This window comes from Salipiger marinus (assembly GCF_035481585.1).
Classification (GTDB): domain Bacteria; phylum Pseudomonadota; class Alphaproteobacteria; order Rhodobacterales; family Rhodobacteraceae; genus Salipiger; species Salipiger marinus.
On the sequence record NZ_JAYKSL010000023.1, the window covers coordinates 54,207 to 74,254 of the forward strand.

At 66.6% G+C, this 20,048-nt stretch carries 17 protein-coding genes and 1 pseudogene; 11 read left to right on the plus strand and 7 right to left on the minus strand.

Annotation, left to right across the window (positions count from 1 at the left end):
* Nucleotides 1–24: 24 nt before the first annotated feature.
* The 4 genes from VK682_RS22525 to VK682_RS22540 all read right to left on the minus strand — a co-directional run bounded on the left by VK682_RS22525 (nucleotide 25) and on the right by VK682_RS22540 (nucleotide 5,799).
* Nucleotides 25–1,707, minus strand: a complete 1,683-nt coding sequence (locus VK682_RS22525) for an alpha-glucosidase (RefSeq protein WP_324782579.1) — start codon at nucleotides 1,705–1,707, stop codon at nucleotides 25–27.
* 19 nt (nucleotides 1,708–1,726) lie between these two features.
* On the minus strand, nucleotides 1,727–3,415 hold the full coding sequence (locus tag VK682_RS22530; RefSeq protein ID WP_324782581.1) for an alpha-amylase family glycosyl hydrolase: 1,689 nt from the start codon (nucleotides 3,413–3,415) through the stop codon (nucleotides 1,727–1,729).
* Nucleotides 3,416–3,448: 33 nt separating this feature from the next.
* A complete protein-coding gene (locus tag VK682_RS22535) occupies nucleotides 3,449–4,675 on the minus strand; it encodes a cytochrome P450 family protein (protein ID WP_324782582.1) in 1,227 nt (408 codons plus the stop codon).
* 245 nt (nucleotides 4,676–4,920) lie between these two features.
* A complete protein-coding gene (locus tag VK682_RS22540; protein ID WP_324782583.1) occupies nucleotides 4,921–5,799 on the minus strand; it encodes a LysR family transcriptional regulator in 879 nt (292 codons plus the stop codon).
* A gap of 113 nt (nucleotides 5,800–5,912) precedes the next feature.
* On the opposite strand from VK682_RS22540, the gene VK682_RS22545 reads away from it, so the two are divergent.
* From VK682_RS22545 to VK682_RS22570, 6 genes are all read left to right on the plus strand, one after another.
* The gene (locus VK682_RS22545) at nucleotides 5,913–6,635 is read left to right on the plus strand and encodes an SDR family oxidoreductase (protein WP_089845535.1); all 723 of its coding nucleotides are present in this window, start codon (nucleotides 5,913–5,915) and stop codon (nucleotides 6,633–6,635) included.
* Between the two features lie 8 nt (nucleotides 6,636–6,643).
* Nucleotides 6,644–6,946 carry an Atu4866 domain-containing protein gene (locus VK682_RS22550; RefSeq protein WP_230795750.1) on the plus strand — a complete coding sequence of 101 codons (303 nt, stop codon included), beginning with the start codon at nucleotides 6,644–6,646 and terminating at the stop codon, nucleotides 6,944–6,946.
* 127 nt (nucleotides 6,947–7,073) lie between these two features.
* A complete protein-coding gene (locus VK682_RS22555; protein ID WP_230795749.1) occupies nucleotides 7,074–7,934 on the plus strand; it encodes a DUF6692 family protein in 861 nt (286 codons plus the stop codon).
* 114 nt (nucleotides 7,935–8,048) lie between these two features.
* Nucleotides 8,049–9,059, plus strand: a complete 1,011-nt coding sequence (locus tag VK682_RS22560; RefSeq protein WP_230795748.1) for an ABC transporter substrate-binding protein — start codon at nucleotides 8,049–8,051, stop codon at nucleotides 9,057–9,059.
* The gene (locus tag VK682_RS22565; protein ID WP_230795746.1) at nucleotides 9,056–10,096 is read left to right on the plus strand and encodes a FecCD family ABC transporter permease; all 1,041 of its coding nucleotides are present in this window, start codon (nucleotides 9,056–9,058) and stop codon (nucleotides 10,094–10,096) included. The genes VK682_RS22560 and VK682_RS22565 overlap by 4 nt, the downstream gene beginning before the upstream one ends.
* Nucleotides 10,093–10,857, plus strand: a complete 765-nt coding sequence (locus VK682_RS22570) for an ABC transporter ATP-binding protein (RefSeq protein WP_089845527.1) — start codon at nucleotides 10,093–10,095, stop codon at nucleotides 10,855–10,857. Before VK682_RS22565 ends, VK682_RS22570 begins: the two co-directional genes overlap by 4 nt.
* A 9-nt stretch (nucleotides 10,858–10,866) precedes the next feature.
* Here the strand turns inward: VK682_RS22570 and VK682_RS22575 are convergent, their stop codons facing one another.
* From VK682_RS22575 to VK682_RS22585, 3 genes are all read right to left on the minus strand, one after another.
* Complete coding sequence (locus tag VK682_RS22575) at nucleotides 10,867–12,003, minus strand: succinylglutamate desuccinylase/aspartoacylase family protein (protein ID WP_230795745.1); 1,137 nt, start codon at nucleotides 12,001–12,003, stop codon at nucleotides 10,867–10,869.
* Between the two features lie 482 nt (nucleotides 12,004–12,485).
* A complete protein-coding gene (locus tag VK682_RS22580) occupies nucleotides 12,486–14,150 on the minus strand; it encodes a dihydroxyacetone kinase family protein (RefSeq protein ID WP_230795744.1) in 1,665 nt (554 codons plus the stop codon).
* Nucleotides 14,151–14,273: 123 nt separating this feature from the next.
* The gene (locus VK682_RS22585; RefSeq protein WP_324782584.1) at nucleotides 14,274–15,590 is read right to left on the minus strand and encodes an ABC transporter substrate-binding protein; all 1,317 of its coding nucleotides are present in this window, start codon (nucleotides 15,588–15,590) and stop codon (nucleotides 14,274–14,276) included.
* Nucleotides 15,591–15,715: 125 nt separating this feature from the next.
* Here VK682_RS22585 and VK682_RS22590 point away from each other — a divergent pair, with 125 nt between their 5' ends.
* The 5 genes and pseudogenes from VK682_RS22590 to VK682_RS22610 form a co-directional block, all read left to right on the plus strand.
* Nucleotides 15,716–17,149 carry a rhamnulokinase gene (locus VK682_RS22590; RefSeq protein ID WP_230795742.1) on the plus strand — a complete coding sequence of 478 codons (1,434 nt, stop codon included), beginning with the start codon at nucleotides 15,716–15,718 and terminating at the stop codon, nucleotides 17,147–17,149.
* Nucleotides 17,137–17,901, plus strand: coding sequence for a DeoR/GlpR family DNA-binding transcription regulator (locus tag VK682_RS22595; protein ID WP_324782585.1), 765 nt, complete (start codon nucleotides 17,137–17,139; stop codon nucleotides 17,899–17,901). The genes VK682_RS22590 and VK682_RS22595 overlap by 13 nt, the downstream gene beginning before the upstream one ends.
* A 91-nt stretch (nucleotides 17,902–17,992) precedes the next feature.
* A complete protein-coding gene (locus VK682_RS22600) occupies nucleotides 17,993–18,661 on the plus strand; it encodes a class II aldolase/adducin family protein (protein ID WP_230795740.1) in 669 nt (222 codons plus the stop codon).
* A gap of 36 nt (nucleotides 18,662–18,697) precedes the next feature.
* The gene (locus VK682_RS22605) at nucleotides 18,698–19,471 is read left to right on the plus strand and encodes an SDR family NAD(P)-dependent oxidoreductase (protein WP_089845513.1); all 774 of its coding nucleotides are present in this window, start codon (nucleotides 18,698–18,700) and stop codon (nucleotides 19,469–19,471) included.
* Nucleotides 19,472–19,536: 65 nt separating this feature from the next.
* Nucleotides 19,537–20,001: pseudogene (locus tag VK682_RS22610) on the plus strand (carbohydrate ABC transporter permease); the annotation flags it as partial.
* Nucleotides 20,002–20,048: the final 47 nt, after the last annotated feature.

Below are 20,048 nucleotides of genomic sequence, written 5' to 3' on the forward strand. Positions count from 1 at the left end.
GCGGCGCCCGGCCCTTGGGCGGCCTCAGATCTGGCAGGCGAAGCTTTCAAAGGGGGCAAGGTCAAGCTGCCCCGGCACCTCGTCGCGCCGCGCATGGCTGTGCACCAGCGCCTCGCCCCTGCCCGTCACGTCTTCGGGCAGATCGCGCCGCTGCGGATGCGGGGTGAAGTTCGCAAAGACCACGATCCGGCGCCCGCCCAGCCTGCGTTCAAAGGCCAGAACCCCGGCATCTGCGGCCAGAAGCTGGCGGGTATGGCCGAAGGCCACGATGTCGTTCTGCTGGCGCAGCGCGATCAGCCGCCGGTAATGCGTGAAGATGCTGTCGGGATCGCCCAGATCCTGCGCCACGTTGATGTCGCAGAAATTCGGATTGACCTCGATCCACGGCGTGCCGGTGGTGAAGCCGCCATTGGGCGCGTCGCTCCATTGCATCGGGGTGCGGGAATGGTCGCGGCTGTTGCGGTTGGCGCCGGTGATGAACACCTCCGGCTCCACGCCAAGCGCGATCTGCTCCTCGAAATGGTTGAGCGTTTCAAGGTCGCGATACTGGTCGATGCGGTCAAAGCGGGCATTGGTCATGCCGATCTCTTCGCCCTGATAGACAAAGGGCGTGCCCTTGAGCAGGTGCAGCACGGTGGCCAGCATCTTGGCCCCGGCGCGGCGGAACTGCTGGTCATCGGCGTAGAACGACACCTGCCGCGGCAGATCGTGGTTGGACAGGAACAGCGCGTGCCAGCCATCTTCGCGCGTCAGATCCTGCCACGAGAACAGCGCCCGCTTGAAAGCCACCAGATCAAAGGGCTTGGGCGCGAACTTGCCCAGCTCGGGGTGCCAGCCTTCGCGGATATGGCTGAATTCGAACACCATATCCAGCTCGTCCCGGTCGCGCCCGCAGTAAAGCAGCCCCGTCTCGGTCGAGACCGACCAGCTTTCGCCGATGGTCAGCACGTCGCGCCCGGCCAGAACCTCACGGTGCATCTCCTGCAGGAAGGGGTGCAGATGCGGGCCTTCCTCGTAAAGACGGGCATCCACATCCTTGCCGATCAGGCTGATCACATCCATGCGGAAGCCCGCGATGCCCCGGTCCAGCCACCAGCGCATCATGTCATGGATCTCGGCGCGCAGGGCGGGGTTCTGCCAGTTGAGATCGGGCTGGGCCGGGCTGAAATAGTGGAAATAATACTGCCCGACCTCCGGCACATAGGTCCAGGCCGGGCCGCCGAACGCGGCGCGGGCATCGTCGGGCGGGCCGCCCTCGGGGCCGGGATCGCGCCAGATGTAATAGTCATGCTCGGGGCAGTCGCGCGCGGCGCGCGCCTTGCAGAACCACGCATGCAGGGACGAGGAATGGTTGACCACCAGATCCATCACGATGCCGATGCCCCGCTCGCGTGCCGCCGCGATGAGCCGGTCCATATCGTCAAGCGTCCCAAACTCGGGGGCGATGTTGCGGTAATCGGAGATGTCATAGCCGTTATCGACCATGGGCGAGGCATAGACCGGCGACAGCCAGACAAAGCCGATGCCCAGATCCGACAGATGCGGCAGTTTCGCGATGATGCCGGGAATGTCGCCCATGCCGTCGCCATTGCTGTCGGCAAAGCTGCGCGGATAGATCTGGTAGCCCGTCGCGCGATGCCACCAGCGTTCGGTGATCTCTGAGGCCGCGTCGGGCGCGGGATGGGGACGGGTGGTGAGATCGGACATGAAACCTCCGGATGTGGTGTCAGGACAGGGCGATCACGGCCAGCGGACCCAGCGTCAGGTGATCCGCGTCCAGCGTGAACTCGCCATGGGAAAACTGCGGCGTCAGCGAGGACCGCGGCAGGGTGATCTTGGCCGCCTCAAGGCCGAAATTGGCGGCGCAGACCAGCGCCTGCCCCGCCTTTTCGCGCTGGAAGGCGATGACCTTCAGCGGCGTGTCGGCAAGGATGTGCTCCGCCGCCGTCCGCAGCATCGGCAGCGACCGCCGCCAGCGCAGCACCCGACGGGTGAAGGCCAGCACCGAGTCAGGATCGCGCTCCTGCTGATCCACGGACCGGTCGTGATGCTCTTCGGGCACGCGGTGCCACGGGCTGTCAGAGGTGGAAAAGCCGCAGTTCTTTTCCCCCCGCACCCAAGGCAGCGGGCAGCGCACGCCATCGCGCCCCTGAAAATCCGGCCAGAGCGCCTTGGCCCACGGATCCTTGATCTCGTCTTCCGGGATGTCGGGCTGGGTCAGGCCCAGTTCCTCGCCCTGAAAGATGATGGCACCCCCCATCAGCGTGCATTGCAGGAACAACAGCAGCTTGGCCGCATCCCGGTCGCGCCCGGCGGCGCAGGCCTTGGGCATCAGGTTAGACACGGCGCGGGGGGAATCGTGGTTGGTGAAGACGTTGAGGCTTGATCCCGGCGTCAGGTAGCTGGAGCGCAGCGCCAGCATCTGCGTCCAGTCGCGCAGCGTGTCGGCCCGGTTGATGAGGTCGAAATCATAGACCGCGTGCAGCCGGTCGGTGTCGACGGTGTATTTTGGCGCCAGCCGCGAACTGTCCACATCGGCCAGCTCGCCGATCAGCACCCGGGGCGGGTCATAGTCATTGGCCACGCGGCGGATCTGGTGCAGCAGCGGAATGGCCTCCGGCACGTCGCGGTCAAAGAGGTGGATCTGCTGCTTGAACGGGTTGTTGGGGCCACCCCCGACCGAGGGGTTCTCGCTGGCGCGGGCGGGCGGGTTGGAGCGCAGGTCGCGGTCATGGCTCAGGCACTGGATGGCATCCAGCCGGAACCCGTCCAGCCCCATGTCGAGCCAGAAGCGCATGTTGCCGACCATCTCGGCCATGACCTGCTGGTTGCGCAGGTTGAGCGCGGGCTGGCAGTCCAGAAACGGGCGGTAGCAGTATTGCGCCCGCGCGGGCACCCAGCGCCATGCCCGCCCGCCAAAGGAGCTGATCCAGTTGTTGGGCGGGCCGCCATCGGGGGCGGGATCGGCCCAGACATACCAGTCCGCCTTGTCATTGTCGCGCGAGGAAGCGCTTTCCGCAAACCACGGATGTTCGTCAGAGGTATGGCCGAAGACAAAGTCGAACATGATCTTCAGATCCAGCGCATGGGCGCGGTCGATCAGGGTCTGAACATCCTCCACCGTGCCAAAAGGCGGATGCACGCCGCAGAAATCGCTGACATCATAGCCATTGTCCTGCTGTGGCGAGGGGTAGAACGGCGTCAGCCACAGCCCGTCCACGCCAAGATCGCGGATATAGTCCAGCTTTTCGGTGACGCCGGGGATGTCGCCCAGCCCGTTGCCCATCGTGTCCCGGAAGGAATGGGTATAGACCTCGTAGAACACCGCGCCGCGCCACCATTCCGGCGGATCGGGCGGTGTCCCGCGGTGGGTGATCGCGTAGACAAGTTCCGCGTCTCGGTCGGTGGCTGACATGGGCTCTTCCTTCGGATGGCGAAGATAGGGGTCTCAGGCGCGGGGGGTGATCCCGCTCAGGATCACGCCGCTTTCGGGCCGGGCAGGCACCCGGTTCAGCGCCACGGACAGATCCTGTGGCGGCGCGTGCCAGTCCAGATCGCGGCACAGCACCTTCAGCCCCGCCGCCATCAGCGCCAGCGTCACCTTTTCACCGGGGCAGCGATGCGTGCTGGCCAGATCCCCCGCGCCCTGCGGGGCAAAGGCGCTGTCCTGCCCGCGCCAGCTCTGCCCCCGCGCCGGGTCAAAGTCTCCGGGGCGGGCGAAGGCAGAGGCGGCCTGCATCGGCCCCCACAGATCCGCCAGCAGCCACTGACCTTCGGGCAGGTCCAGCCCCTCGTGCCGGACCGGGCGGGTGGTGAGTGCCGCCGTCATCGGGAAAAACGGCGAGGTGCGGCGCAGCTCCTCGCAGAACGCCTCAAGCTCCGGATCGTCCGCCGCGCGCAGCCACGGGATCCAGCGCGGCTCTACCACCAAGATCCGCGCGGCAAAGGCGATGTAGCGGCCCACGGCCACGATGGGGCGCAGCAGGTTGAGGATTTCAACCACCGCAACCTCGGGCGGAAGCGGCCTGCCGTCTTCGGCAAAGCGCGCGATGCGATGGCCAGGACTGCCCGGCGCCAGCGTGTCCAGAGCCCCGACCAGCCGCCGTTCCACCCGCCTGCGCCGCAGCAGCGCCATCAGCACGCGGGGGCCGACCGATCCGGTGCGCGCGCTCATCACGTAAAGCGCGCGCCGCAGATCCGCATCGGCGCTGATCTGCGGCCCGAAACCGACCCAGCGGCAGGCGACCTCTGCCAGCGTGTCGCTGGCGCTATCGAGCACGCGGGACTCTCCCTGCTGCCGCAGCTGCTCCGCCCATGCGCGCCGGAAGCCGGTCGCCAGCGTCTCGCCCGCCTCCTCCTCGACCAGCAGCCGAAGGAACAGCGCCTTGCGGTGCCGGTGCGCCGCCCCCTCCAGCTGCTGGACGCTGCCCTTGTCCTGCAGCAGGCGCAGCACGGTGGGCGGCATGGCGCCTTGGCGGGTCAGCCCCCCTGCCCCGTAAAGCAGCCGCACCCCGCGCGGCCCGCTGAAGCAAAGCACCTCGCGCCCCAGAAGCCGGGTGCGGAAGGCATCGCCGCCAAACCGGGCGCAGCGGTCGGGGATAAAGCGGTAGCCCTGCCGCAGCAGCGCCAGCGTGGCATCGGAGGCGGGATCGCGGGGCAGGCTGTCGGGGGTCATGGCGCGCCCTTCCGGCACAGGCCTGCGCCACGGTCCAGCAGGAAGACCGCGCAGGCGGCACGCCTTGCGCCAAGCGCGGGGGAATAGCGTCGGGGATGCGACATAAGTAGCCTCCGTGACTGGCCGTCGTCAGGTCTAAAACCCCTGCGCGCCCGAAGGGTTCACAGAATTCTTGCACCAGACCCGCAAGGCACGCGGCCTGCCGCCGCCCCCGGCCCGCCCGCTATGCCCGATGGGGCCGCTTTTTAGCCGCGTGCGGCGCGGATATGGTCGATGAGCGCGCGCAGCTTCGGGGCCATGTTCTGGCGCTGCGGAAAATACAGCGAAAACCCCGGGAAGGGCGGCAGATACTCCTCCAGAAGCGGCACCAGCGCCCCGCTCCGGACATGCGCGCGCAGACAGTCCCAAGGCGCAAACGTGATGCCGCCATCCGCCAGCGCCAGCCGCAGCATCAGCGTCAGGTCATTGGTGGTGATCTGCGGATTCACCATGACATCGAAGGGCCTGCCCTCTTCGACAAATTCCCACCGCCACGGCGCGGTGTCGGGCGCGGGCCGCCAGCCGATGCAGCGGTGATCCAGCAGGTCGCGGGGATGGGCCGGAGCACCCCGCTGCGCCAGATAGGCCGGAGAGGCCGCCGCCACCTCACGCTGCGGGCCGCTGACCGGCACGGCGATCATGTCCTGCTCGATCACCTCGCCCAGCCGGACGCCCGCGTCATAGCCATGTGCCACGATGTCGAATTCGTCATCGGTCACGGTCACGTCCAGCGTCACCTGCGGACAGGCTTCGGCAAAGCGCGCCAGCAGCGGCCCCGACAGGAAGTCATGCGCGATGGAGGTGACCGCCAGCCGCAGCCTGCCGCGCGGCGCCTCCTCGCGCGCCTCCAGCGCGCCCTGCACCGCCGCCATTGGCCCGCGCAGGCTGTCGACCAGCCGCGCCCCCGCCTCTGTCAGCCGCACCGACCGGGTGGTGCGCATAACCAGCTGGATCCCCAGGCCATCCTCCAGCCGCCGCACCCCTTGGCTTACGGCAGAGCGGGTGACGCCAAGCCGGTCGGCGGCGGCGCGGAAGTTGCGTTCCTCGGCCACGGCAAGCAGCAGCGGCAGCAGGTTCAGGTCCATGCGGCGCCTCCGGTGTCCAGCAGGGCTAACCGCCCAGTCCAGCACTGGGGGAATACCGTGGACAGCGCAGCCTGTCCATCTTGTGCCGGCAACAGGCTGACAAGGAGAAAGCCATGGACAAGGTCATTCTGATCACCGGCGCCTCAAGCGGGATCGGCGCGGGCATCGCGCGCGATCTCGCGGGACGGGGCGCGAAGGTGCTGATGGGCGCGCGCCGCACCGACCGGCTGGAGGAGATCGCCGCCGAGCTGCGCGGCGCGGGCGGCACCGTCGCCACGGCGGCGCTTGACGTCACCGACCGCGCCGCGATGCAGGCCTTTGCGCAGACCGCGCTTGATCTCTGGGGGCGCATCGACGTGCTGGTGAACAATGCGGGGATCATGCCGCTGTCGCCGATGTCTGCGGGCAAGCTCGACGAGTGGGAGCGGATGGTGGATGTCAACATCAAGGGCGTGCTCTGGGGCATCGGCGCGGTGCTGCCGGTGATGGACCGGCAGGGCGCGGGCCAGATCATCAATATCGGCTCCATCGGGGCGCTGCAGGCGGTGCCGACGGCGGCGGTCTATTGCGGCACCAAGTTTGCGGTGCGCGCCATCTCTGACGGGCTGCGGCAGGAAAGCCGTGCCATCCGCGTCACCTGCGTCAATCCCGGCGTGGTGGAAAGCGAGCTTGCCGCCACCATCACCCATGCCGAAACGCAGGCGGCCATGGACGGCTACCGCGCCATCGCGCTGCAGCCCGCCGACATCGCCCGCGCCGTGCGCCAGCTGATCGAGGCGCCGCAGAGCGTCGACACCAGCGAAATCACCATCCGCCCCACCGCATCCCCGAACTGAGGTCCAAGATGACACGAACCACCCTGCTTGCCACCGCGCTGCTGGCCCTTGGCGCCGATCCCGCCCGCAGCGAGGCGCCCCATCCTTATGTCGGGATGTGGGTCACCGCCGACAACCGCGTGCGGCACGAACTTCTGCCCAATGGCCGCTATGTCGAGGCCCGGGGCCCGCGCGAACGCGCCTATGAGGGGCGTTACGAGGTCACCGGCAGCCATATCGAGTATTGGGACGACACCGGCTTCACCGCCGATGGCGAGTTTGTCGAACCGGACGTGCTGCATCACGGCGGCATGGTGCTTTACCGCCGCTGATCTCCAAGCGCCGGGCGCCCCGCGCCCGGCCTGCTGCCCTGCCTGCGGGAACCTTGGCGGCCCGCGCCTGTTGACAGCCCAGCCCCGGGAGCAGCAGCCCACCCGCCAGCAGTCAGGAAGGCGAGACATGTCCTATATCCGCTTCGGTCTGATGATCCTCACGTCCACGGTGGTGATGTTCGTCCTGATGTATCTGAACACCTATGCCATGGAGCATGTGTTCTTTTCCGAAACCCGGGCCTACATGGCGCTGCTGATGGGGGCGACCATGGCCGTCATCATGCTGGGCTACATGCTTGGCATGTATCGCAACTGGCGCCTGAACCTTGCGATCCTTGCGGGTGCGGTGGTCGTGTTTGGCGGAATGCTGTGGCTGGTGCGCGGTCAGGCCACGGTGTCGGGCCCCAGCTACATGCGGGCGATGATCCCGCATCATTCGATTGCCATCATGACCTCGGAACGCGCGCAGATCCGCGATGCACGGGTGCGCAAGCTGGCCGACGAGATCATCGCGGCGCAGCGCCGCGAGATCGCCGAGATGCGTTATCTGATCGCGGAAACCACCGGCGGCTCCATCGCGGAGGAGGTTTATCACGATCCGCCCGCCCGACCGGGCAGCGTCGAGGATGCGCTGGCCAATACGCTTGTCAGCCAGCTTGACCTTGCCCCGCTGCCCGAAGACGAGGCCGCCCCGCTGCTGGGGACCGCCCCAAGCTGCAGCTTTCACCGCAGCCCGGTCAGTGATCCCGTTCTCTGGACGGATACCGAGGGCACCGCCGCGCTGAAGCTCAACGGCGTGCTGGTGACGCTGGAGGCGGAGGACGATCCGCAGGACGGCCCGACCGCCTTTTCCGCCCCCGGCATCACGGTCACGCTGCGGGATCTGGGCGAGCAGGCCGACTGGCGCCAGAGTGCCGAGCTGGTCTTTGCGCTCGACCAGGGGCTGACCGTCGGCTATCGCGGCTTTTCCGACTGCGCGCCAACCTGAGGCGCGCGGCAGCGGCCTTTTCGCCATGACGCGGCTCTGGCGGAAAGGCTCTTGATTTCCGTCTGGCCTCGGCCTACGGCATGCCGACAATTTTTGTCGGATATGGAGCACATCATGCGCAACACATGCCTTGCGGCGGTCGGCGGCGTTGCCGCAGCCGCCTTCTGCACCGCGCTGCAGGCCGAGCCGACCCGCTATCCGCTTACGCTGGAAAACTGCGGGCAGCAGGTCACCTTCGACAAGGCGCCCGAACGCGCCGTGGCTCTTGGGCAGAACAGCGCCGAGATCCTGCTGCTGCTCGGGCTCGAGGACCGCATGGCCGCCACCGCCTTCTGGCCGAACAGCGTGCTGCCCGAGCTTGAGGAGGCGAACAGCAAGGTCGATGTGCTGACCGTCGAATTTCCGACGCTGGAAGCGGTGCTGTCCAAACAGCCGGATTTTGTGCCCGCGATGCTGCTGACGCTGATGGGCCCCGACAGCAAGGTCGCCAAGCGCGAGGATTTCGAAAAGCTCGACATCCCGACCTATCTGTCGCCCAGTGCCTGCACCACCGCGCTGGATGCCCATGACGCCTATGGCAGCCGCGACAACCTCTGGACCATGGATCTGCTCTACCAAGAGATTGACGACCTGTCGCGCATCTTTGACGTGGCCGAGCGCGGCGAGGCGCTGATCGCGGAGTTCAAGGAGCGCGAGGCGCGGCTGCGGGCGGATTTTGCGCGCAACGAGGATCTGACCTTCCTGTTCTGGTTCTCCAGCCCCTCGCCCGCCGATGACGCCTATCTGGGCGGCGGCAACGGGCCTTCGGGCTATATCGCGGACATTCTTGGCGGGACCAACGCGCTGCAGACCGAGGCCGAATGGCCGACGCTGGGCTGGGAAGGCATCATGGCCGCCAATCCCGCCGTCTTTGTCGCCACGCAGGTCGACCGGGACCGCTGGGAGCTGGACAATGCCGAGGCCAAGATCGCCTATCTGACCAGCGATCCGACGGTCAGCCAGATGGAGGCGGTCCAGGCGGGCCGCATCGTGGTGATGAGCGGTGCGGCGATGAACCCGAGCATCCGCACGCTTTACGGCGCCGAAGAGCTGGCCGAGCAGCTCAAGACGCTTGATCTGCCGTGAAAACGGCCGATGACGCCGGAAGCGGGACGACCGGGCTCGTCCTGCTTCTGGGCTTTACCCTTGTCGTGCTTGTCTTTGCCGTGGCCGTGGCGACCGCGATCGGGGATTATGCCATCGGGCTTGGCACCGTGTTTCTGGCGGTCACCAACGGGCTTGGCCTGACCGGCGCCGAGATCCCGCCCATCGAGCAGAGCGTGGTCTGGGATCTGCGGCTGAGCCGGGCGCTGGTGGCGGCGCTGGCCGGGGCGGGGCTGGCGCTGTGCGGGGCGATCCTGCAGGCGCTGCTGCGCAATGCGCTGGCGGAGCCTTTCGTGCTGGGGGTCTCTGCCGGGGCCTCCACCGGCGCGGTCTGCGTCATCGTGCTGGGCATCGGCGCGGGCGGGCTGTCGCTGTCCATGGGCGCCTTTGCCGGCGCCTTCGCTGCTTTTGCGCTGGTCGCCCTGCTGTCCAATGGCGCGACAAGCGGGCCCAATCACACCATCCTTGCCGGGGTCGCCGCGTCGCAGCTGTTCAACGCGCTCACCTCTTACATCGTCACCACCTCGGGCAATGCCCAGCAGGCGCGCGACGTGATGTTCTGGCTGCTTGGCAGCTTCGGCGGTGTGCGCTGGCCGGATTTCCAGCTGCTGGTCCTTGTGGTCGTGCTGGGTCTTGCGGTCTGCCTGTGGATGGCCCGGTCGCTCGACGCCTTCACCTTCGGGGACGAGGATGCCAGCGCGCTTGGCGTGCCCGTGGCGCGGATCCGGCTGATCCTGTTCGGGATCACCGCGATGATGACCGCGACCATCGTCAGCATGGTGGGGGCCATCGGCTTTGTCGGCCTCGTCGTGCCCCATGCCGCGCGCTACATCGTGGGGCCGATGCATCTGCGCCTGCTGCCCGCCTGCGCCGCCATCGGGGCGGTGTTTCTCGTGCTCGCGGACATCGCGTCGCGGGTGATCGTGCCCCAGCAGATCGTGCCCATCGGCGTGGTCACGGCGCTGGTCGGCGTGCCCTTCTTCGCCATCATTCTTTACCGTTCAAGGCCGCAGACATGACCGTCACCGCCTCCCATCTGATCTGGGGCGTCCGGCGCAGGACCATCGTGTCGGATGTGTCGCTGTCCGTGGCGCAGGGCGAGACGCTGGGGCTGATCGGCCCCAACGGCTCGGGCAAATCTTCGCTGCTGCGGCTGCTGGCGGGGCTGAAACGGCCCAGCTCCGGCCGGATCGAGATCAACGGGCAGGACATCGCCCATGTGCCGCGGCGCCTCCTCGCGCGGCAGGTGGCCTTCGTGCAGCAGAGTGCGGCGACGGACACCAACGTGTCGGTGCGCGACGTGGTCCGGCTGGGCCGGACGCCGCACCGGTCAGCCCTTGCGGGCTGGTCGGCGGAGGACGAGGCCGCCGTCGCCGCAGCGCTGGCCCGGGTCGACATGACCGACCGGCGCGCGCAGCCGTGGCAGACCCTGTCGGGCGGCGAACGCCAGCGGGTCCATATCGCCCGCGCCCTTGCGCAGTCGCCCCGGGTGATGTTTCTTGACGAGCCGACCAACCATCTCGACATCCACCACCAGATCGAAATCCTGCGCATGGTGCGCGATCTTGACCTGACCAGCATCATCGCCCTGCACGACCTCAACCTTGCGGCGATGTTCTGCGACCGGATCATCGTGCTGCAGGGCGGCAGGATCATCGCCAGCGGCACGCCCGAAACGGTGCTGACCCGGGCGCTGCTGCGTGATGTCTTCCGGGTGGAGGCAGAGATCAGCCTCGCCCCGCAGGGCGGCGCGCCGCATATCCGCTTCCGGGCGGACTGACGGCGCGCCTCAGTCCTCCAACAGATAGCCGCTGCGATGCGGCAGCGGCGTCTCCCCCGCGATCTTGGCGATCACCTGCCCGGCTGCCACCAGCTTCTTCAGCCTGCGCGTCAGCACGAGCCCGTCGGTGCAGGCCAGTACCGGCGTCCGGGCGGCGGCGCCGCTGCCGGATGGATCGACGATTTCCGCCACCATCTGACCCTTGCTCACCCGCTCCCCCAGCGCCGCGTGATAGACGATGACCCCAAAGCCGGGCGCCCGCAGCATGTCGCAGGCCGCAAAGTCGGTCATTGCACAAAGGGGATCGGGGGCGGGCGGCACCGGGCCCGCCAGATAGCCGCGCCGCCGCAGCGCGTCCATCAGCGCCAAGGCATCAGCCCGCGCCAGCCCGTCCGAGACATCGGCAAAGCCCCGCAGTTCGACCGTGGCGCTCTGGCAGCCCACCGGCACGGGGTGGTCGGGGAAGGCTGCCGCAAGCTGCAGCCACGGCTCCATGCAGGCGGCGGCAAAGGGTCCACCTGCGGCCCCCCGCTGCGCAAACACGGCATGGCAGCCCAGCCCTGCGGCCAGATCCTGCATCTGCGGCCAGATCTCGGGATGCAGGAACAGATGCATGAGCCCTTCGTCGTCGCAATGCAGGTCCAGCACCAGATCCGCGTCAAACGCCTCGGCGGCAAGCACGCCGAACAGCGACTGGAGCGGCGACGCGGCCCGGCGCGCGGCAAGGATGTCGCGGATCGTGGCCCGGATCAGCGCGCGGTTGGCCTCGGCGCAGGATCCAAGCCGGGCCCCGAGCCGCGCGATCAGGTCTGGCGCCAGATCGGGCCAGCCCCGGTTGAAATTCTGCCCGCTGGCCAGATCGAACCGGCCCAGATGATCGCCATGGATCACCTGCGACAGGCCCAGCGGATTGGCATAGGGTGCGATGACGATCTGTCCAAGGATCTCGCCCCGGGCTTCCGCCGCATCCAGCAGATCCCGCAGGTGATGCAGCACCAGCAGCCCCGGCGCCTCGTCGGCGTGCAGCGCCGCGTGAAGATAGGCCTTCGGGGCGGCCTCCGCCGATCCGTAGCGCAGGAACCGGACGCTGCCCCCCATGCCCGGCCCCAGTCCGGCCAGCGGCACGTCGAAACTGTCACGCGGCATCAGGCCTCCCTTGTGATTGCGCCCGCGGCGGACCACCCTGCCCGCGCGTCATGCAAATCTGCCCTGCCCGTATGGCGCGGCACCGGAGCGCGCGTCAAGACAGCGGCGCATGTGATCCGCTCCGGCAGCGGCGCGGCAGACCGTGCGCGGCGGCAGTTCTTCATCCATCAGCAGGATACGCGGGATCCGGCCCTTGCGCGCGATCTTCCGGGCAGGCGGCACGGCCCATGGCGGCGACCAGCAGCCGGGCCACGCTTCGGAAGGGGTGCACCCCTTGGAGGCTGGGTCTTGGCGTGGACGCGGGTGACCGCGGAGAGATCGGCGGCGGCTGCAAGCCATTCGCGCGCGTCTGGTTCCACGGGGCCCGGTTTGGAGCACGCGGCAGCCGTGAGCATGGCCCCCTGCCCGCCTGTCGCGATGTCGGCGACGCGGGCAGAGGGGCGGCGTGTCAGGCGGGCTTCAATGAAGCTCGGCGGGCGGGGTCAGGACGCGAGGGCCTGCATCCACACGGCCACGGCCGCCGCCCCGGCATCCTGATGCCCCATCGCGCGGTCGCCAAGGTAGCTGGCGCGTCCGAACTTCGCCTGCATCTCGGCAGTCCGCGCCGCGCCCTCTCTGGCGCCTCGGGCTGCGGCGGCGGCCACGGTTTCGCCCGCCGCCGGTGCATTGCCCGCCTCATGGGCAGCGGCCAGCGCGTCCAGCATGGTGCGGTCTCCGGGGGCGGCACCCCCCATGTCCGAGATCGCCTCGCACGCGGCCCTGAGCGCGCCAAGCCAGTCCGCCGGACCGGGCGAGGACACCCCCTGCAGCTTCTGCGAGGCGCGCAGCAGGGCTGCGGCATAAAAGGGACCGGAGCTGCCGCCGATGACCCGGCGCAGCGCCATGCCCGCCTGTGCCAGCAGGGTCGCAGGATCGGCAAAGGCGCCATCCGGCAGCGCTTCCAGCGCCTCGGCGGCGCGCAGCATGCTCTGGCCAAGATCGCCATCGCCGGTTTCGGCATCAAGCCGGGTCAGATCTGGCTCCGCCTGACGGAGCGCCGTGGCCGCCGCCAGCGCCGCGCGTTTCAGCTCGGGGCGTGCCGTGCCGCCAAGAACCTCCGCCGCTTCGGCGCCGCCGTCTTCCACGATGATCGGCTCTTTCGGGGCCGACGCCTCGACCGGCCAGACCCGGACAGCTGTCGGCGCGCCAAGCAGCGCCGCGCGCCGGTCGTCCAGCGGCAGGACGGTCAGGGACATGCCGGGCATGTCGAGCGCGGTCATGAAATTTCCGGTCCAGACCAGTTCGGGCACGAACCCTGCGGCCTTCAGACCCATCACCGCGCGCCGCGCGACGATCGCAAGCTCCAGCGGGGTCGTGCTGCCAAGACCATTGACGAGCAGGCCCACGCGTTTCGAGCCTGCGTCAAGCTGGGCGATCACCGTCCCGATCACCGCATCGACGATCTCGTCGGCCTCGGCCATCGGGCCACGCCGCTGGCCTTTTTCGCCATGGATGCCCATGCCGTATTCGATCTCGTCCTCGCCAAGGTCAAAACCGGACCGCTCCGCCCCCGGAAGGGTGCAGCCATCCAGCGCCACACCCATGCTTGCCAGATCCGCCGCGGCGGCCCGGGCCGTGGCGACCACATCGGCAAAGCCCATGCCCTCCTCCACGGCGGCCCCGGCGATCTTGTGGACCAGCACCGTGCCCGCGATGCCCCGGGCATTGTCCTTCGACATCTCCAGAAGGGCGACATCATCCGCCACCAGCACCACCTCGGTCGGGATGCCCTCGGCGCGGGCCAGTTCGGCGGCGAGACCAAAGTTCAGCCGGTCGCCGGTGTAATTCTTGACGACAAGAACCGCCCCCGCAGGGCCTGCACAGGCCCGGATCCCCGCCAGCACCGCATCGACGCTGGGAGAGGTGAAGACATCCCCCGCCACGGCGGCGCTCAGCATGCCCTTGCCCACATAGCCCGCATGGGCGGGCTCGTGCCCGGCGCCACCCCCCGACAGGATGGCGATGGGCCGGTCCTTCGGGTCGGACGGAATGTCGGAGCGCAGCAGGACATTCGCGGAAGACAGAAGGCAGACCGCATCATTTGACGCGGCGAGACCTTCCAGAGCTTCGCGGACGGCCAGTTTTGGCGTGTTGATGAACTTTTTCATATGCCTTCCTTTCAGCGCGGGCCCCTGACCCGGTGCGGCGGTCCCGGAACAGGAGAGTCCCGTTGCAAGCCCCCAAGCCGTAGCAGGTCGCGTGGCGAGCGTCTGCCGCCACGCGCAGTCCGGTTACTCGCTATAACCCCCCTGCCGCATCGCGCGTTCCGTCAGCGACTGTGCGGAAGCCAGCGCCTGATCCACGGACATGGTCCCGGCTGCCGCCGCCGAGAAGGACTGACCGACGCTGGTGCCAAAGGCCTGAAATTCCGGGATCGCCACGAACTGCACGCCGACATAGGGCACCGGATCGACGGTCGGGTTTTCGGGATCGGCGGCATCGACCGCTTCCAGCGTCAGCTGCGCAAAGGGCGCGGCCTCCAGATAGGCGTCATTGTCATAAAGGCTCTGGCGCGTGGCGGGCGGCGCATTCAGGATGCCATAGCGTTCCGCGATCAGATCCGTGTATTCCCTGGACGTCGCCCACATGATGAACTCTTTGGCGGCATCGACATTCCGCGAGGCCGCGGGAATCCCCAGCGCCCAGGACCACAGCGTGACAGCACTTTTGCCCTTGCCCGCATCCGGCGAGAAGGCGAAGCCGACCTTATCCGCGATGGAGGACTGTTCGGGATCGCTCACCACCGAGGCAAAGACGGTGGCATCGATGAAGATCCCGCAGCCGCCGGACGAAAACTGCGCCAGCGCCTGCGTGGCGCCATTGGTGCTTGCCCCCGGAGGACCGGCATTCTGCATCAGGTCGACATAGTCGGTCAGCGTTGCTTTCCATTCCGCCGTATCGAACTGCGGATCCCACGCTTCATCGAACCAGCGCGCGCCATAGGAATTGGCCATGGCGGTGATGAAATTCATGTTCTCGCCCCAGCCGGCCTTGCCGCGCAGGCAGATGCCGTAAACGCCGTTCTCCGGGTCGTGAACCTTTGCCGCGGCGGTCTTGATGAACTCCCAGTCCGGGCGTTCGGGCATCTCGAGCCCGGCCTTCTCGAAAAGATCGGTCCGGTAATAGGTCATCGACGCTTCGGCATAGAAGGGCGCTGCGTAAAGCGTGCCCTCATACGACAGGCTCGCCTTCACCTTCGGCAGCAGGTCATCGACATCATATTCGGCATCAAGGTTGTCGAGCGGCACCAGCCATTCCTGCTTACCCCAGATCGGCACCTCGTAATTGCCGATGGTCATGACATCATATTGCCCGCTCCCCGTGGCGATGTCGGTGGTGACGCGCTGGCGCAGGATGTTTTCTTCAAGCGTCACCCATTTCACCGAAATCTCGGGATGGGCCTCCTCGAAAACCGACGTGACTTCCTGCATACGGATCATGTCCGCATTGTTGACCGTCGCGACAACGATTTCGGTCTGCGCCAAGGCCGGACCCGCTGCTGCAAGCGCAAGCAGGGATACGGTGCAGAATCTTGAAAACGTCTTCATCTGTCTCCTCCTTCAGAATCTGATTTCCACACATTTCCACACAGTCACAATCAAAACAACATGATTCTATGGACTTTACACGGTGAGTGCGGGATGCTCATCCTGACGCAAGGAGGATGACCCAGATGAGCAATAAGCCGAAGACCTGCCTTGCCTTCGATTTTGGCGCCGGAAGTGGACGCGCGGTGGCGGTCACCTCGGATGGCCGCAGCCTTGCGGCGGCAGAGGTCATGCGGTTTCCAAGCGCCGAGTATGTATCGCCAGAGGGTCTGCGATGGAACGCGGCGCGGCTGTTTGACCAGCTTGAAACGGGCATCCGCGCGGCGCTGGACCAGGGTTACGACCTGTGCTCCGTGGGCATTGACACATGGGGGCTGGATTTCGGCTATCTGACCGCCGAGGGGCAGCTGCTGGAAGATCCGTGGCATTACCGCGATCCGCGCTCGGCCAAGGGCTTTGCCGCCTCACGCATCCCGACAGCGGCGCTTGCGCAGGCCACGCTGGCGCAGGTTCTGAACGTGAACACGCTGTTTCAGCTGATCGCGGATCAGAACGAACGGCCCCGGATCATCGCGCGGGCCGACCGGATCCTGATGATGGCCGATCTGCTGGCCCATCACCTGACCGGCATCCTCGGCAGCGACCTGACTCTGGCGCGGACAACGGGGCTTCATTCGGTGCATGAGGGCTGGTCCCGCGAGATACTTGAAAATGCCAAGCTTCCCGGACACTTGTTTGCCGATCTCCTCACCCCCGCGACCGTGCGGGGCACCCTGCGCCCCGAGATCAGACAGCGCACGGGTGCCAAGGCTCTGCCGGTGATTGCCGTGGCCGGGCATGACACGGCCAGCGCCGTCTGCGGCCTGCCCCTGCAGCCGGGCGAGGCCTATCTTGTCGCCGGAAGCTGGAACCTGCTCGGGTTCGAAACCCTGTCGATCCCGGCTGCCGCGCTGGAGAACGGGTTCGGCGCCGAAGGCGGGGTCGAGGGGCGCCAGTTGATGACAAAAAGTCTGGAAGGGACGCTGCTGCTGCGCCTCCTGCGGGACGGGTTGTCGCGCGAAAGCGGCACGGGTTACGGGTTCGAGGATCTCGCGGCGCTCGCAAGGCAAGGCGCGGCGGCCCGTGTCGATCTGGCGCGGCTGGAGCTTGGCTCAGCCGAAGGGTTCCTGCACTCGCTGCGGGCGCAGATGGGGTCCGGCTTTACGCCGCAGGCCGCCGCCTTTGCCGTTTATGACGGCCTGTGCACGGCGATCTGTGCGGGGATCGAGGTGATCGAAAAGCTGACCGGCGCCCCCGTCAGCTGCCTCAGGGTGGGCGGCGGCGGCGCGCGCGATGCCTATTTCTGCACGCTTCTGGCGGATCGTGTGGGGCGCCCCGTGGCTGCGGGCCCGGTCGAGGCCAGCGCCATGGGCAATGGCGCCCTGCAGCTGATTGCCCTCGGCGTGATCCCTGACCTTGCAGCGGCGCGGCGGCTCATCGCCACGTCCGGCTTGACCCAGACCTATTTTCCTGAGCACTCACGACCCGATACAACGGGGAGGATGCCATGCTCGCGGTAGAACGGCAGAAGCTCATCATGGAGTCCATCGGCCGTGACCGGAGCGTTCTGGTCTCGGATCTGAGCACGCGCTACGGGGTTTCGGAAGAAACGATCCGGCGGGATCTGCTGAAGCTTGAAAAAAGCGGGCAGATTTCCCGCACCTATGGCGGCGCGGTCCTTGCCGCAAAGGACGATCCCGAAGACCTGCCCTACCCGACCCGGCAGATCACCAATATTGCGGAAAAGCGGACCTTGGCGGCGGTTGCGGCCTCGCTCGTAGCCGAGGGGGATGCGGTGATGATCGACAGTTCCTCGACCAGTTTCGAGGTTCTGCCACAGATGTCGCAGGCGCGCGACGTCACGATCATCACCAATTCGGTGAGGATTCTGGCCAGCTCCGCAAGCGCGCCGCATACGGTGATTTCGGTGGGCGGCGAGCTGCGTCACCGCTCGCTGACGCTGGCGAGCCAGATCGCCATCGACAACATCCAGCGCTTTGCCGCGGACATCTGCTTCATCAGCTGCAAGGCGCTGTCTCTGGAGAAAGGCGTCATGGATGCGAGCCTCGCCGATGCCGAGCTGAAGCGCGCCTTCATCATGGCCTCAAGGCGGGTCTGCCTGCTCGCGGATCATTCCAAGTTTGACCAGACCGGGCTGATCGCGGTCTGCGACCTGTCGCAGGTGGATACGCTGATCACCGACCGCGCCCCTCCGAAGGAGTGGCGCGAGGCGGCAGAGGCTGCCGGGGTCGAACTGCTGTTCCCACAATAGTATTTCCTGCGTTTATGTGGGTTGTTGTTGTTTTATGTTGACTTGATTGCCCTGACTTGATTTTCTCTCCCGTGAAAGGGAGGACTCAGTGATGGACAACAAGGAACTCCGGGAGTTCATCTGCGAAATCGGGCGCAGGGCGTATAACCGCGGCATGGGCGCTGCCAATGACGGCAACATCTCGGTTCTGCTGGACGATGACACGCTGCTGTGCACCCCGACCGGCGTGTCGAAAGGCTTCATGACCCCGGACATGATCTGCCGGATCGACCGCTCCGGCGAGCTGGTCGAGGCAGGCGCCTACCGGCCCTCCACAGAAATGAAGATGCATCTGTGTGTTTATGACCGCCGCGAGGACGTAAAAGCCGTGGTTCATGCCCACCCGCTTTACGCCACCGTGCACGCCATCTGCGGCAAGCCCCTGACCCAGCAGATCATGCCGGAATCCACGATGTTTCTGGGCGAGGTGCCGCTGACCCCCTACGGGCTGCCCTCCACCACCGAGCTTTGCGACGCCATCATTCCCGCGCTGGACAAGCATGACGCCATCCTGCTGGAGAACCACGGCGCCCTCTCCTACGGGCACGATCTGCAAAGCGCCTATTTCAAGATGGAGGCCCTCGATTACTACGCGAAGGTTGTCTATCTCGCGGCTGCTTATGGCGGGGCCAATGAATTCAACGCGGATCAGGTGGAAAAGCTCCTGAACGTGCGCCGGGAAAAATTCAATCAGCCGGGCCGTCATCCCTTTATCGACTGACCCCGAAACTCAACTGTCGCAATGGGAGGAGACACCATGTTTGCCGACAAATTCAGACTGGATGGCAAGATTGCCGTCGTGACCGGTGGTGGCAAGGGAATTGGCCTGAGCTGCGTTCAGGCGCTCTGCGAATTCGGCGCCAAGGTGGTGATTGCCGACATCTCGCCCGAGATTGCCGCAGAGGGGCAGAAAAAGATGGCCGCGCTTGGCTTCGAGGTCGAGACCCGCGAGCTTGACGTCACCAAGCCGCAGGATGTCGAAGCCCTTGCCGCCGAGCTGAACGAGACCTTTGGCAAGGTGCATGTGCTGGTGGCAAATGCCGGCATCGCGCGCTCTGGCGTTGCCGCAGAAGACACGACCGACGAACACTGGCTGAACGTGAATGACGTGAACTATAACGGCGTCTTCTGGTGCAACCGGGCCTTTGCGCGGCACATGCTGACCAGTGGCGGTGGCGCCATCGTCAATATCGGGTCGATGTCCGGCATCATCTCGAACCGTCCGCAGAAACAGACCTATTACAATGCGGCCAAGGCGGCGGTGCATCAGATGACCTCCTCGCTTGCTGCGGAATGGGCGGATCGCGGGGTGCGCGTGAATGCGGTGGCCCCCACCTATATCGAGACCGAGATGACCTCCTACCGGCACGACAATGCCGGAATGATCGATGTCTGGCTGCGCGACACGCCGATGCACCGGATGGGACGGCCCGACGAGATCGCCTCCGTCGTGCATTTCCTCGCCTCTGACGCGTCCAGCCTGATGACCGGCACCACGGTCGTGGCCGACGGCGGCTTTACCTGCTGGTGACCTCGGCCCCGCAGCCCATGGGTCGGGCCAAGCGCCCGACCTGACCCCTGCATCAGGAGCCCCACATGTCGACGAAATCTTCGCGCGCTGCCGGGCGGCTCATGCTGTCCCCGGCGGTCCTTGTGCTGCTGGGATGGATGATCGTCCCGCTGGTAATGACGCTCTATTTCTCGTTTCAGCGATACAACCTGCTCATGCCCGGGATGCAGGAATTCGCCGGACTGATGAACTACGAGTTCTTCGTGACCGATCCGGCCTTCACCGCCGCCATGCTCAATACCCTGATCCTCGTCGGCGGGGTGCTGGTCCTGTCGGTGTTTGGCGGCATCTTTCTGGCGCTGCTGCTGGATCAGCCGATCTACGGGATCAACGTGATCCGGATCCTTGTCATCACGCCGTTCTTCGTCATGCCCACCGTCAGCGCGCTGGTCTGGAAGAACATGTTCATGAACCCGGTCAATGGCATTCTGGCATGGCTCGCCACCTCTGTCGGGCTGCAGCCCGTTGATTTCTTGGCCCATGTGCCGCTGCTGTTGTGAGTGCTGGACGTAATCTCCCCAAAAGCGCTGGATGAAAT

What these genes read in the sequence shown, in the direction of transcription:
- VK682_RS22525 (WP_324782579.1), bottom strand. Translation starts at nt 1,707, where the DNA reads ATGTCCGATCTCACCACCCGTCCCCATCCCGCGCCCGACGCGGCCTCA.
- VK682_RS22530 (WP_324782581.1), bottom strand. Translation starts at nt 3,415, where the DNA reads ATGTCAGCCACCGACCGAGACGCGGAACTTGTCTACGCGATCACCCAC.
- VK682_RS22535 (WP_324782582.1), bottom strand. Translation starts at nt 4,675, where the DNA reads ATGACCCCCGACAGCCTGCCCCGCGATCCCGCCTCCGATGCCACGCTG.
- VK682_RS22540 (WP_324782583.1), bottom strand. Translation starts at nt 5,799, where the DNA reads ATGGACCTGAACCTGCTGCCGCTGCTGCTTGCCGTGGCCGAGGAACGC.
- VK682_RS22545 (WP_089845535.1), top strand. Translation starts at nt 5,913, where the DNA reads ATGGACAAGGTCATTCTGATCACCGGCGCCTCAAGCGGGATCGGCGCG.
- VK682_RS22550 (WP_230795750.1), top strand. Translation starts at nt 6,644, where the DNA reads ATGACACGAACCACCCTGCTTGCCACCGCGCTGCTGGCCCTTGGCGCC.
- VK682_RS22555 (WP_230795749.1), top strand. Translation starts at nt 7,074, where the DNA reads ATGTCCTATATCCGCTTCGGTCTGATGATCCTCACGTCCACGGTGGTG.
- VK682_RS22560 (WP_230795748.1), top strand. Translation starts at nt 8,049, where the DNA reads ATGCGCAACACATGCCTTGCGGCGGTCGGCGGCGTTGCCGCAGCCGCC.
- VK682_RS22570 (WP_089845527.1), top strand. Translation starts at nt 10,093, where the DNA reads ATGACCGTCACCGCCTCCCATCTGATCTGGGGCGTCCGGCGCAGGACC.
- VK682_RS22575 (WP_230795745.1), bottom strand. Translation starts at nt 12,003, where the DNA reads ATGCCGCGTGACAGTTTCGACGTGCCGCTGGCCGGACTGGGGCCGGGC.
- VK682_RS22580 (WP_230795744.1), bottom strand. Translation starts at nt 14,150, where the DNA reads ATGAAAAAGTTCATCAACACGCCAAAACTGGCCGTCCGCGAAGCTCTG.
- VK682_RS22585 (WP_324782584.1), bottom strand. Translation starts at nt 15,590, where the DNA reads ATGAAGACGTTTTCAAGATTCTGCACCGTATCCCTGCTTGCGCTTGCA.
- VK682_RS22590 (WP_230795742.1), top strand. Translation starts at nt 15,716, where the DNA reads ATGAGCAATAAGCCGAAGACCTGCCTTGCCTTCGATTTTGGCGCCGGA.
- VK682_RS22595 (WP_324782585.1), top strand. Translation starts at nt 17,137, where the DNA reads ATGCTCGCGGTAGAACGGCAGAAGCTCATCATGGAGTCCATCGGCCGT.
- VK682_RS22600 (WP_230795740.1), top strand. Translation starts at nt 17,993, where the DNA reads ATGGACAACAAGGAACTCCGGGAGTTCATCTGCGAAATCGGGCGCAGG.
- VK682_RS22605 (WP_089845513.1), top strand. Translation starts at nt 18,698, where the DNA reads ATGTTTGCCGACAAATTCAGACTGGATGGCAAGATTGCCGTCGTGACC.